Origin of the sequence: Amycolatopsis lurida, assembly GCF_900105055.1 — a bacterium.
Taxonomy (GTDB): domain Bacteria; phylum Actinomycetota; class Actinomycetes; order Mycobacteriales; family Pseudonocardiaceae; genus Amycolatopsis; species Amycolatopsis lurida.
Genome location: NZ_FNTA01000004.1, coordinates 5,336,085 through 5,348,793, shown reverse-complemented (window position 1 = coordinate 5,348,793; position 12,709 = coordinate 5,336,085). Strand labels below are relative to the sequence as shown.

General features: G+C 68.5%; 11 protein-coding genes. 5 read left to right on the top strand and 6 right to left on the bottom strand.

The window, feature by feature from the left end; genetic code table 11:
• The first annotated feature begins 27 nt into the window (after positions 1 to 27).
• Positions 28 to 1,467 (top strand): GMP reductase, encoded by a 1,440-nt coding sequence (gene guaB1 / locus BLW75_RS30775; RefSeq protein WP_034305402.1) that lies wholly within the window; start codon positions 28 to 30, stop codon positions 1,465 to 1,467.
• Between the two features lie 52 nt (positions 1,468 to 1,519).
• Here guaB1 and phoH2 read toward each other — a convergent pair whose 3' ends face one another.
• Positions 1,520 to 2,806 carry an RNA 5'-3' helicase PhoH2 gene (phoH2, locus tag BLW75_RS30770; protein WP_091598642.1) on the bottom strand — a complete coding sequence of 429 codons (1,287 nt, stop codon included), beginning with the start codon at positions 2,804 to 2,806 and terminating at the stop codon, positions 1,520 to 1,522.
• A 727-nt stretch (positions 2,807 to 3,533) separates the two neighbouring features.
• Between phoH2 and BLW75_RS30765 the strand changes: the two genes are divergently transcribed.
• Positions 3,534 to 3,782 carry a hypothetical protein gene (locus tag BLW75_RS30765; protein WP_016337182.1) on the top strand — a complete coding sequence of 83 codons (249 nt, stop codon included), beginning with the start codon at positions 3,534 to 3,536 and terminating at the stop codon, positions 3,780 to 3,782.
• 60 nt (positions 3,783 to 3,842) lie between these two features.
• Here BLW75_RS30765 and BLW75_RS30760 read toward each other — a convergent pair whose 3' ends face one another.
• Complete coding sequence (locus tag BLW75_RS30760) at positions 3,843 to 4,619, bottom strand: isoprenyl transferase (RefSeq protein WP_034305410.1); 777 nt, start codon at positions 4,617 to 4,619, stop codon at positions 3,843 to 3,845.
• Positions 4,620 to 4,751: 132 nt separating this feature from the next.
• Between BLW75_RS30760 and trhA the strand changes: the two genes are divergently transcribed.
• Positions 4,752 to 5,393: a PAQR family membrane homeostasis protein TrhA gene (trhA, locus tag BLW75_RS30755; RefSeq protein ID WP_034305414.1), complete on the top strand. Its 642-nt coding sequence runs from the start codon at positions 4,752 to 4,754 to the stop codon at positions 5,391 to 5,393.
• Positions 5,394 to 5,582: 189 nt separating this feature from the next.
• Positions 5,583 to 6,032 carry a pyridoxamine 5'-phosphate oxidase family protein gene (locus BLW75_RS30750; RefSeq protein ID WP_034305914.1) on the top strand — a complete coding sequence of 150 codons (450 nt, stop codon included), beginning with the start codon at positions 5,583 to 5,585 and terminating at the stop codon, positions 6,030 to 6,032.
• 5 nt (positions 6,033 to 6,037) lie between these two features.
• Here the strand turns inward: BLW75_RS30750 and BLW75_RS30745 are convergent, their stop codons facing one another.
• The 3 genes from BLW75_RS30745 to BLW75_RS30735 form a co-directional block, all read right to left on the bottom strand.
• A complete protein-coding gene (locus BLW75_RS30745; RefSeq protein WP_034305416.1) occupies positions 6,038 to 7,924 on the bottom strand; it encodes an acyl-CoA dehydrogenase family protein in 1,887 nt (628 codons plus the stop codon).
• 65 nt (positions 7,925 to 7,989) lie between these two features.
• Entirely contained in the window at positions 7,990 to 9,345 is a 1,356-nt protein-coding gene (locus BLW75_RS30740; protein WP_034305418.1) for a glycoside hydrolase family 28 protein, read from the bottom strand.
• A 69-nt stretch (positions 9,346 to 9,414) separates the two neighbouring features.
• Positions 9,415 to 9,975 (bottom strand): hypothetical protein, encoded by a 561-nt coding sequence (locus BLW75_RS30735; protein WP_034305916.1) that lies wholly within the window; start codon positions 9,973 to 9,975, stop codon positions 9,415 to 9,417.
• Positions 9,976 to 10,155: 180 nt separating this feature from the next.
• Here BLW75_RS30735 and BLW75_RS30730 point away from each other — a divergent pair, with 180 nt between their 5' ends.
• The gene (locus BLW75_RS30730; RefSeq protein WP_034305422.1) at positions 10,156 to 10,698 is read left to right on the top strand and encodes a hypothetical protein; all 543 of its coding nucleotides are present in this window, start codon (positions 10,156 to 10,158) and stop codon (positions 10,696 to 10,698) included.
• On the opposite strand, the gene BLW75_RS30725 is transcribed toward BLW75_RS30730, so the two are convergent.
• A complete protein-coding gene (locus BLW75_RS30725) occupies positions 10,679 to 12,697 on the bottom strand; it encodes a thioredoxin domain-containing protein (protein WP_034305424.1) in 2,019 nt (672 codons plus the stop codon). The two genes, BLW75_RS30730 and BLW75_RS30725, sit on opposite strands and share 20 nt — an antisense overlap.
• Positions 12,698 to 12,709: the final 12 nt, after the last annotated feature.

The following is a 12,709-nucleotide window of genomic DNA, read 5'->3' as shown; positions in this document are numbered from 1 at the left end:
TGTCCCACGCGGGTATCCTGGGGCCTCGTGCGCTTTCTCGACGGGCATCGGCCCGCTCACGACCTGACCTACGACGACGTGTTCCTCCTGCCGAACCGGTCGGACGTGGAGTCCCGCTTCGACGTCGACCTGTCCACCGTGGACGGCACCGGCGCGACGATCCCGATCGTGGTGGCCAACATGACCGCCGTCGCGGGCCGCCGGATGGCCGAAACGGTCGCCCGGCGCGGTGGGCTCGTCGTCCTGCCCCAGGATGTCGACGTGGCCGCGGTCGCCGACATCGTCACCTGGGTCAAGAGCCGTCACACCGTCTGGGACACCCCGCTCGTGCTGACCGGCGGAGACGCGGTGGCCGACGCGCTGAACCTAGTCGGCAAACGCGCCCACGGCGCCGTCGTCGTCGTGGACGAGGACGGCAAGCCCGTTGGCGTCGTCGACGAAGCGGCTTGCGCCGGCGTAGACCGCTTCGCGCGCCTCGCCGACGTCGCGGAGCCCGCGGTCGTCACGGTCCCGCTGGACACGCCGCCGCGTGAGGTGTTCGAGCGCCTGCACGACCACGGAGGCCGTCTCGCGCTCGGCATCGACGAAAACGGCAGGCTCGCTGGAGTCCTGACCGAGATCGCGGCGCTGCGCGCGGAGATCTACACCCCGGCCGTCGACGACGGCGGCAACCTGCGCGTCGCCGCCGCGATCGGCGTGAACGGCGACGTCGCGGCGAAGGCCGAGGCCGTCCTCGCGGCGGGCGTCGACGTGCTGGTCGTCGACACCGCGCACGGCCACCAAGAGAAGATGATCTCCGCGCTCAAGGCCGTCCGGTCGGTGAATCCGCGAGTGCCGGTCGCCGCCGGGAACGTGGTCACGGCCGAGGGCACGCGCGACCTGATCCACGCGGGCGCGGACGTCGTCAAGGTCGGCGTCGGCCCCGGCGCCATGTGCACGACCCGGATGATGACCGGCGTCGGGCGCCCTCAGTTCTCCGCCGTCGCCGAATGCGCCGCGGCGGCGCGCGAACTGGGCAAGCACGTCTGGGCGGACGGCGGCGTGCGGCATCCGCGCGACGTCGCGCTGGCGCTCGCCGCGGGCGCGTCGGCGGCCATGGTCGGCTCGTGGTTCGCGGGCACCCACGAATCGCCCGGCGATCTGCGCTACGACGAGCAGGGCAAGCCGTACAAGGAGTCGTTCGGCATGGCGTCCAAGCGCGCCGTCGGCGCCCGCACGCGCACGGACAACGTCTTCGAGCGCGCCAAGAAGGGCCTGTTCGAAGAGGGCATCTCGGCGTCGCGGATGGCGCTGGACCCGGCTCGCCCCGGTGTCGAAGACCTGCTCGACTCCATCGGCTCCGGTGTCCGCTCCGCCTGCACGTACGCGGGCGCGCGCACGCTGGAGGAGTTCCACGAGCGCGCACTGCTCGGGATCCAGTCCGCCGCCGGCTTCGCGGAAGGACGTCCCCTGCCCTCGGGCTGGTGAACCCCGAAGGAGTCCACTTGGGACTGTCCCAAGTGGACTCCTTCGGTTCCGGTTATCCGTGGTCCTCCAGCATCTCGGTGACGAGCGCCGCGATCGGTGAACGCTCGGACCTGGTCAGCGTGACATGCGCGAACAGCGGGTGACCCTTGAGTTTCTCGATCACCGCCGAAACGCCGTCGTGCCGCCCGACCCGCAGGTTGTCGCGCTGCGCGACGTCATGCGTGAGCACCACCCGCGAAGCCGTGCCGAGCCGTGAGAGCACGGTCAGGAGCACGTTGCGCTCCAAGGACTGCGCCTCGTCGACGATGACGAACGTGTCGTGCAGCGACCGGCCGCGGATATGGGTCAGCGGGAGCACCTCGAGCATGCCGCGGTCGAAGACCTCGTCGAGGACGTCCTGGCTGACCAGCCCGCCGAGCGTGTCGAACACCGCCTGCGCCCACGGCTGCATCTTCTCGCTCTCGGAACCGGGCAGGTAGCCCAGATCCTGGCCGCCGACCGCGTACACCGGCCGGAACACGACCACCTTGCGATGCTGGCGGCGTTCCATCACCGACTCCAGGCCCGCGCAGAGCGCCAGCGCCGACTTGCCCGTGCCGGCGCGTCCGCCCAGGGAGACGATGCCGACGTCGGAGTCCAGCAGGAGATCCAGCGCGATCCGCTGCTCGGCCGACCGCCCGTGCAGGCCGAACGCCTCCTTGTCACCCCGCACGAGGCGGATCCGCTTGTCCGCGGTGACCCGCCCCAGCGCGCTCGAACTGCCCGCGAGCAGCCGGAGCCCGGTGTGACAGGGCAGCTCACCCACCTCGGGCATCCCGAATTCCGCCGGATCCACGGACGGCCCGCTGAACAGCGCGTCGACCAGGGTCTGCGGGACGTCCACGTCCGCCATGCCCGTCCAGCCCGAGGGCGTCACCTCCTGCGCGCGGTACTCGTCGGCTTCGAGGCCGACGGCGCCCGCCTTGACGCGCAAGGGGATGTCCTTCGTCACCAGCGTGACCGACGCGCGTTCCGCCGCCAGGTTGAGCGCACAGGCGAGGATGCGGTGGTCGTTGGAGTCGGTGCGGAAGCCGACCGGGAGCACCGTCGGGTCGGAGTGGTTCAGCTCCACCTGCAGGGTGCCGCCGTGCTCACCGATCGGGATCGGCGCGTCGAGCCTGCCGTGCTGACGACGCAGGTCGTCGAGCATGCGAAGCGCTTCGCGCGCGAACCACCCCAGTTCGGGATGGTGACGTTTCGCCTCCAGTTCACTGATGACGACCAGCGGGAGCACGACCGCGTGTTCGGCGAAACGGGTCACCGACCAGGGGTCAGAGAGCAGGACCGACGTGTCGAGCACGTAAGTGGACCGCTGGGATTCGGGCGAGATCGAGGCTTTCTCCGGGCCAGAGGCACCGGTCGAAGAACGGCCAGAGGCCTTGCGGGGTGAACGCTGCGCAGTCACGACGGCATCTCCCTCGTGGGCGTGGCACCACGCCCGCACTCGCTGGGCCGGGCACTTCCCTGGCCAACCGTTCCTTCCGACGTGATCCACGTCAGTCGGCACGGCCACGAGGGCCGGGTGCCGGCCCCCTCGTGCATCCACTGGGCGGCTGTGCCGCCCTGTCGACAACCGCCACGACCAGGGCCTCCCGTGAGAGTCCGCATGGGACGCGAACCCTCACTTCCGGAAGGTACCTGCGTCCGGCCGATCGCGCAGGCAGCCACCACGGTGATTCGCCAAACCGTCATCTCACTGTCGGTCGCGTGACATCAACACCTGGTCACCGTCACAGTGCGTAATAATGATCACCATTCAGGGACGCTCGTCGATGCGACCCGGATGGATTAACGCGACGCAGGGCGTTCACCTGAAGAGACGGCAGGTTCTACCACGCATCGTCGCCGCACGCATTTTGTGCCCGAGACAGAGAACCGGACCGAGTGAAACGCACCTTTTTCGCCTCACACAATCGGCTTACGAGACGGTCACGACTCCTGAATAGCGAGTAATTTTCTCACTAGCGGGACACCCCCACCGGAATTAGGTGCCCCGATCCCTGAATATCTCTACCAAGGAGTGCGAAGTGCTAAAGAAGGCTGGTTTCGTTTCTGCCGTCGCCGCGGGCATCATGATGGTCGGCGGGACCGCGTTCGCCGCCACGGGTGACACCTCGGGCACCCCGGACCCCACGTTCGGCGACGCCTACAACACGTTCATCGAGGGCGGGGGCGCGCTGGGCTACGGTGCGGCTTCCCTGGTCGCCGGCGCCTACACGGGCATCGCCACCACCCCGGCGCTGATCCTCCACTCGCTGGAGCACCACCACCACTGATCTTCAGTGAAGACGTCGAAGGCCCCGGAGTGCACGCCGGGGCCTTCGTCATGTCAAGGATCAGGAACCGAAGCGCCGGTGCCGCCACGCGTAATCGCGCATGGCGCGCAGGAAATCGACCCGGCGGAACGCGGGCCAATAAGCTTCGGTGAACCAGAATTCCGAATGCGCCGATTGCCAGAGCAGAAATCCGGAAAGCCGCTGCTCACCCGAGGTGCGGATAATCAGATCCGGATCCGGCTGGCCCGAGGTGTACATGTGTTCGGATATGTGGTCGACGTCCAATATCTTCGCGAGTTCGCGAATCGAAGTGCCCTCGTCGGCGTGCTGGAGCAGGAGTTTGCGGACCGCGTCGGCGATCTCTTGACGCCCTCCGTAACCGACCGCGACGTTGACCTCCATCCCGGTGCGCCCCTCGGTGCGCTCCGCGGCCGCGCTGAGGGCCTTCGCGACCTCCGGGGGCAGCAGGTCGAGCGCTCCCACGATGCGGAGCCGCCAGGGCGTATGCGGCGCGGCGAGCTCGTCGGTGACGTCGGTGATGATCTTCAGCAGCGGGCTCAGTTCCTCGGCCGCGCGGCCGAGGTTGTCCGTCGAGAGCAGCCACATGGTGACGACCTCGACCTCCGCCTCGTTGCACCAGCTCAGGAAGTCGGCGATCTTCTTGGCGCCCGCCCGGTGCCCGTCGGCGACGTCGGTGAAGCCCGCTTCGCGCGCCCAGCGGCGGTTCCCATCCAGCATGATGGCGATGTGACGTGGATGGCGCCCCTTGGCCTGCTGGATCAGGCGCCTGCCGTAGGCGCTGTACACGACGTCTGACAAGAAGGACCGAAGACTCACGCCACTGGAGAGTAGTCACCTCGCGAGTCTCAGTGGGACGCGCCACGGACACTGGCCAAAAACCTACGGTGCCGTAACCTGGGAGGGGTGAGCGTAGAGTCCGAACAGCAGCCGTCCGGCCCCGCGCCCTTGGTGGACACCCGTCCTCGTCTGCGTGGGCACATCCACTTCTGGTCCTTCTTCGTCGCGGTCGCCGGAGCTGTGACACTGATCAGTCTCGCGGCGTCCACCGTGTCGCCTATAGCCGCTTTGTCCACTTCGGTCTATGGGCTGACCGTGCTTGGCCTCTTCGGCGTCAGCGCGCTGTACCACCGTCGCTTGTGGAGCCCACGAGCATACGAATGGATGAAGCGCGCCGACCATTCGATGATCTTCCTGTTCATCGCCGGCACCTACACGCCGTTCACCCTTCTGGCCATGTCCCAGCCGACCGGGTACATCGTGCTCGCGATCGTGTGGGGCGGCGCGATCGGCGGCGTCACCCTGAAGATGTTGTGGCCGAACGCGCCACGCTGGCTCGGCGTGCCGATCTACATCGCGCTGGGCTGGGTCGCCGTCTTCGTCCTGCCCGAACTGGCCACGCACGCCGGCGTCGCGGCGCTCGTCCTGCTCTGCGTGGGCGGGCTGTTCTACACACTGGGCGCGGTGTTCTACGCGGTGAAGTGGCCGAACCACTTCCCGGAGACGTTCGGTTACCACGAGTACTTCCACGCCTGCACGGTTCTCGCGGCGACGTCCCACTACGTCGCGATCTGGCTGGCGATGTACGCGTAACTCGCGTGATCGAGCACGTAACTCACGTGATTGGACACGTAACTCACGTGTGGCGCGCCTGATCACGCGAGTTACGTCTCTGATCACGAGTGCGGCACCGGCGTGACCAGGACGGACACACGCGTGTTCCCTCTGGCACAAGAAAGTGCCTTCTTCCGGCGCCTCGGCCGGGGAGCCATGATCACCCCCATGGCCAAGAACGCACCGCCCCGCCGCCTCGACGACGCGGCCCTCAGCGACTTCCTCTCCGAGCACACCTTCGGCGCCCTCGCGACCCTCAAGCGTGACGGCCGCCCGCATCTCTCCACCGTCGTCTACACGTGGGATCCCGAGAGCCGCGAGATCCGGGTGAGCACGACCGAAGACCGCTTGAAGGTCAAGCAGATCCGCGACAACCCCACCGCCTCCCTCTACGTCTCCAGCGCCGACCACTGGAAGTTCGCTGTCGTGGAAGGGAAAGCCGAACTCTCCGAAGTCACGCGGACACCCGGCGACGCGGCGGGCCTCGAATATCTCGCCGCGCAGCGGCAGAAGCCCGAAGACGAGGCCGAGTTCCTGGAGACCATCGCCGCGGAGCGAAGGCTCTACATCACCCTCAAAACCGACAAACTCTATGGAACGGCCCTCGACATCGGTTGACGCGGTCAGTCCCGCAGCATCGGAGCCGCCAGGTACTGCTCGGGGATGGCGAAGGCGTCCACGAGGGTGCGTGCGTGCGGCCGCAGGTCGGCGCACAGCGCGTTCACCGCGGCGGTGACGGCCTTCGAACGCCCGGAGGTCAGGCGCCCGTGTTCGAGGAACCAGCCCCGGTCGGCCTCGATGTTCGCGAGCGCGTAGAGATCGCAGACCCGCTCCAGCAGCTCACGGGCGTCAGCGTCGGCGCAGCGCTCGATGGCGTCGACGAACGCTTCCAGCACCACCCGGTCGACGTGCGCACGCCCGGCGCGCAGCACGTGGTCCTGGGCGTCGTTAAAGACGCCGAAGGGGTCCGAGCCCGCCTTACGCAGGCGTTGCGCGACGCCGCCGAGTACGTGCTCTTCGCGGTCTTCGAACAGCTTCAGGTGCCATTCGCGCGAGTAGAGGACGTCGCCATCGTCGGCTTCGGTGAGCCGTTCGACGACCTTGCGCGCGGAAGTCCGTTCGATCACGGCCTCGACGAACTGCTCCGCCACGAACCGCGCGGTCGCGAGCGGGCTGAGGTCCTCGAAATGATCCTTGTAGCTGGTCAGCAGGCCCTTCGCGACCAGTTGCAGCAGCACGGTGTTGTCACCCTCGAAGGTGGTGAAGACGTCCGTGTCCGCTTTCAGCCCGGCGAGCAGGTTCTCCGAGAGATAGCCGGAGCCGCCGCACGCCTCGCGGGCGGTCTGGATGCTCGCGGTCGCGTGCCAGGTCGAGACGGCCTTGATGCCGGCGGCGCGCGATTCCAGCTCTCGCTGCTCTTCCTCCGGCGCGTCCTCGGCGAGGTCGTTCAGCTTCGAAACGAGTGCTTCCTGCGCGAAGTGCAGCGCGTACGACGTCGCCAGCGCGGGCAGCAGTTTCCGCTGGTGGGCGCGGTAGTCGAGGATCACGACCTCCTCGCCGTCAGGCCGCGCGAACTGCCGCCGCCGCTCGCCATAGCCGATGGCCAGTGCGAGCGCGCGCTTCGTCGCGCTGCCGGCGCTGCCGGCGACACTGACCCGGCCGCGGATGAGCGTTCCGAGCATCGTGAAGAACCGGCGGCCGTCGCTTTCGATCGGGCTGCTGTACGTGCCGTCCTCGGCGACGTCACCGAACCGGTTGAGCAGCGCCTCGCGCGGAACCCTCACCTGGGTGAAGGTGAGCCGTCCGTTGTCGACGCCGTTGAGACCGGCCTTGCGGCCGCAGTCCTCGATCTCGACACCGCTCGCGTTCTCGCCGCGGATCGGCACCAGGAACGCGTGCACGCCGCGCGACTCGCCACCGGTGATCAGCTGCGCGAACACCACCGCGAGTTCGCCGTCGCGGGCGGCGTTGCCGATGTACTCCTTCATCGCGTCCCGGTCCGGCGTGTGCACGACGAATTCGCGCGTCGCCGGGTCGTAGGTCGCGGTGGTGCGCAGGTGCTGGACGTCCGAGCCGTGACCGTGCTCGGTCATCGCGAAACAGCCCAGCAGCTCCAGGTCCATGATCTTCCGCAGGTAGCGCTCGTGGTGGCGTTCGGTGCCGAGCAGCTGCACAGCGCCGCCGAACAGGCCCCACTGGACGCCGGCCTTCACCATCAGCGAGAGGTCGCCGAAGCCCAGCATCTCGAACGACGTCAACGCGCCGCCGACGTCGCCGCCACCGCCGTACGCCGGGTCGAAGCCGAGCCCCGGCCGGTCGGTGCGGGCGAGCAGCCGCAGCCATTCGAGCACCTGGGCGCGATGGGCTTCGGTGTCGGCGTCGACCGGGTCTTCGAAGACCTCCGCCGCCATCTGGGCACGCACCGCGCGGCGGAGTCCGGCCCACCGTCCATCGAGGACGGTGGTCAGCGCGTCCGGGTCGATCTTCGCGGGAAGTCCTGGTGTGTCCACGATTCCTCCGATGCGGTGCGGTCTGCGCTCAGCCTGCCGCACCGCATCGGGGGGCGCAGCACGAATCAGACCGGCCGCCCGTTGATCGTCGTGTTCTCGAAGCGCAGGTCATCGACGTGTTTCAGGACGTTTTCCGTGTTCGCGACGCCGTCGAAGCGGCACTCGCTCACCCGCAGCCCCCGAACGTGTGAGTTGGGCAACCCTCGGACGTTGAACGCCGCTTGCCCGCATCTCGTGCTCGTCGAGTGGCTGATGGTGAACGGCCCGAACCGGGGGACGTTCGGGCCGGTCTGTCCGTTGTAGTCCGGCAGGACGTACGCGACCGAGCGGACGAACGTGCCGGAGACACCATGGAGGTTGACGTTCTCGGTGAACCCGCCGCGCAGGGTGTTCGACTTGACGTACAGCCCGTATTTCGTCTCGCCGGTGACGGTGAGGTCGTACGCGTAGACGTCGCGGATGCCGCCGGTCTGCTCGATGCCGCAGGTGATCGCGCCCCAGTTCCCGTCCATCACGCACTTCGCGACGACGATGTTCCGGCACGGCACGCCGACCCTGCGCCCGTCGTCGTCCCGGCCGGCTTTGAGCGCGATGTTGTCGTCGTGCGCCCCGAGGTGGGAGTTCACGATCACCACGTGGTCGCACGACTCCGGATCGCAGGCGTCGGTGTTGGAGCGCGCGGTGCTCGCGTCCGTGCGGACGCCGTCGATCGTGACGTTCCGGCACAGGGTGGGATGCAGCTGCCAGAACATGGGGTTCTTCAGCGCGATCCCCTGGATGAGCACGGTGTCGCACGAGTACGGCTCGACGAACGTGGACCGCATGGTGTGCCCGGAGCCGGGAACGATCCGCTTCTCCGGCGGGATTCCCTCGGCCACCAGCGCTTCCAGGTACTCACGGTCCTTGCCCTTGTTCCAGGACGCCGTGCCCGCCGCGTCGAGCGTGCCCTTCCCGGTCACCGCGATGTTGGATTCCCGGTACGCGTAGATCATCGGCGACCGGTTCACGCATTCGATGCCCTCGTAACGGGTGAGCACGTTCGGGAACTTCGAGGCGTCGGAACCGAACGCGAGCACCGCGCCCGCCGAGAGATGCAGGTCCACGTTGCTCTTGAGGTACACGGCACCGGTGACGAAGGTGCCTTTCGGCACGACGACGTGTCCGCCGCCGCGCGCGTTGGCCGCGTCGATCGCCTTCTTGATCGCGACGGTGTTGTCGGTTTTGCCGTCACCCTTCGCGCCGAAATCGAGGATCGAGAACCTTCGGTCCGGGAAGACCGGGCGTTTCGTCCGCGCGACGATGTCGTTGGCCGCCGGCCACGGGAGAACCGGGGCCGCCGAGGCGGTGGGCGCGAGCAGCGGGCTCGCGGCCACCACGAGACCGCCCTTGATGAGCCAACGCCGGGAGAATCTGCCGTCCATGACGCCTTCTTTCGCAAGAGGACTTCGGTGAAGACGGCGGAATCCCGACTCTAAGGGCGAACCCCGGCCTCAGGAAAGGTCCGGTCCCTGTGAGCGGAGATCGTCCACCTTGGTCATCGCCTCCCGGAGCTCGGCGAGCCAGGCGTCCGCGTGTTCCCCGACCAGCCGGACCGCCCAGGCGAGCGCCTCCGACCGCGACCGCGCGACGCCGGCGTCGACGAGGGTGTCGAGGACCAGGCGTTCCGGCTGCCGCAGCCTGGTCATGACCGGCGCCGAATGCGTGGTGAACAGGTGCCTGGTGCCGCCGAGGCTCGCGCCCCAGGCGACCTTGCGCTGATACCGGTGCTCGGCCTGGCGTGCGATCTCGATCCGCTCGTCGCGGGTCTCCTCACGGAACCGGCTGATCCGGCCGTCTTCGGCCGCCGCACGGGCGGCGTCGTCGGCGTACTCACCGGTGAGCGGCTGGAGCTCGCCGATGATCACGATCTCTTCGCGGTCCACCGTGACCTCGGGATCTCCGGTGAACCAGCCCTCCGGAAGCCGTCCGCCGAACCACGCGGCCGCGTCGTCCCCCGACGGGATGTCCGCCTGCTGCCGGCCGCCCCGGCCCTTCCAGCCTCCACGTCCCATCTGCCTCGCCGTCCTGAAGTAGGTGTGCATGCTCGCCTCCGCGATTACATGATTACAACGCTACCGAAGCTACGCGCGTTTCACGCAAGAGTCAGGCTTGTTCTCCCCCGGCGAACCCCAGGGCAACCGAAAGACCAGCGCACGCGTACTCCCAGCAAGACAGATGGGGAAGGAACGGAAATGTTCAAGAAAGCCATGATCGGCGCGCTTCTGCTCGGCGCCACCCAGCTCGCCCTGGTCGCCCCGGCGACGGCGGCCACCGAAGTCTTCTGGGGTATCTGGCCGGTGGAGGTCGAGCCCGGCGGAGACCTGGCTATCGAGACGAAGGCCGCTCAGGGCGGCTGCACGCCGGCGACTCCGGCCACCTCGGCCGGTTTCGCCGCGCCGATCGACTGGAAGGCCGCGGGAATGTGGGGTGGGCACCGTGGCTACGGCAAAGCGGTGACGACACCTGGCAAGTACACGGCGAACTTCACCTGCAACGACGGCAGGAAGGGGGAGACGCTCACCTTCACCGTGATCGGCACGCCGCCGGGCAGTACCACACCCAAGCCGACGACCAGCACCAAACCGGCCACGCCGACGAAGAGCAAGCCCGCTCCGGCCACGCCGGCGAAGGCCAAGCCCGCTCCGGCCAAGTCGAAGCCGCAGGTCGCGGTGAAGCCGGTCGGCGCACCGCAGACCGGCGGCGGCGCCTTCGCCCCTATGGCGTGGGACTGGTGAGCTGAGAACGCAGGTCCTCCGCGGTGGTGACGGGCCGCTCGCACACGTACCCACGGCACACGTACGCGGCGGCGGCGCCGTCGACCAGCGGCCGATCGGCCAGCAACGGCACTCCTTCGGCGTCCGGGACACCGCTCACGACGACGGCGCCGTCCGGCGACGAAGCGAGGGCGGCGGCCAGCAGATCCGCGCGAGACGCCGCATCCGGCCCGACGACGGCCACCTGAACCGGGCCGGCGGCAGCTGCTTCGGCGACGGTGAGCCAGTGCCCGGCGAACCGCGGCGCGTGGGCGGCGAGCCGTCCCGCACGTGCCAAGGCCTGCTCGGCCGCCTCGCGATAACGGCCCACCCGATCGTGCCCGGCCAGCACGGACGCGGTCAGCAAAGCGTTCGCCAGCGCCGAAGCCCCTGACGGGCTCGCGTTGTCGGTCGGGTCGGAAGGCCGCTGCACCAGGACTTCCGCGTCGTCGGCCGTGTCATAGTAGGCCCCCGTCGCGTCCGGCACACCGAAATGGGCCAAGGCGAGGTCCAACAAGGTGAGCGCGTCGGTGAGCCAGCGCGGCTCGCCGGTCGCCTGGTGGAGTTCGAGCAAACCCTCGGCGAGGCACGCGTAGTCCTCCAGCACACCGGCCGTCGTGCCGACAACGCCGCCGCGTGAAGTCCGGCGCAACCGTCCGTCCACGAAATGAGTGCCCATCAGGAAAGCCGCCGCACGGGCGGCCGCGTCGATCCACTGTGGACGGTTCAACCGCGCGCCCGCCTTGGCGAGCGCGCCGATCGCGAGCCCGTTCCACGCGGCGATGACCTTGTCGTCACGGGCGGGCTGCGGGCGCTCGTTTCGCGCCGCCAGCAGGGCACGACGAACCCGCTCGTAACGCATTTCGTCTTCTGGATGCGGCTCACGCAGCCGCAGGGTCGAAGCACCGTGCTCGAAGTTCCCCCGTTCGGTCACCTGGAACAGCTCGGCCGCCCAGGCGCCGTCCTCCTCGCCGAGCACTTCGGCCAGTTGCGCGGGCGTCCAGACGTAGGTCAGCCCCTCGACGCCATCGGTGTCCGCGTCGAGTGACGCGGCGAAACCGCCTTCGGCCGTACCGAGGTCGCGCAGCAGGAACTCCGCGGTCTCCTCGACCGTCCGCCGCGCGTACTCGTACCCGGTCACACCGTGGAACTGCGCGGAGAACCGTAGCAGCAAACCGTTGTCGTACAACATCTTCTCGAAATGCGGCACTTCCCAGCCCGCGTCAACCGAGTAACGCGCGAACCCACCCCCGAGCTGATCGTTCAGCCCGCCCAGCGCCATGGCCTCGGCCGTGTGCTCGACCATGTCGAGGCCGGAGCCGGTGCGCTCGTGGTGACGCAGCAGGAAGTTCAAGGCCATCGTCGGCGGGAACTTCGGCGCTCCCCCGAAGCCGCCGTTCCCGGTGTCGTACTCCTTGCGCAGCGTGGCGACCGCGGAATCCAGCGCGGCACCGTCCACAACGGACTCCGGCAGCGGGCCGCTCTTCTCGGTGAGGTGGGCGATGATCTGCCGGGCACCGGAACGCAACTCGTCCGGGCGTTCACCCCAGGCTTCGGCGACCGCGACGAGCAACTGCGAGAAAGACGGCATCCCCGGCCGCGGCGACGGCGGATAGTAAGTGCCGCAATGGAACGGCTCACCCTCCGGCGTCAGGAAACAGGTCATCGGCCAGCCGCCCTGGCCGGTCATCGCCTGGGTGGCCGCCATGTACACCGAGTCGATGTCCGGGCGCTCCTCGCGGTCCACCTTGATGTTGACGAAATTCGCGTTCATCAGCGTGGCCGTGGCCTCGTCCTCGAAGGACTCGTGCGCCATGACGTGACACCAGTGGCAGGCCGCGTAGCCGACCGAAAGGAGGATCGGCACGTTCCGCCGTTTCGCCTCGGCCAGCGCTTCCTCACCCCACGGCCACCAGTCCACCGGGTTGTCGGCGTGCTGCAGCAGGTACGGACTGGTCGCGGCCTTCAGGCGGTTCGACATGTCACCAGGGTC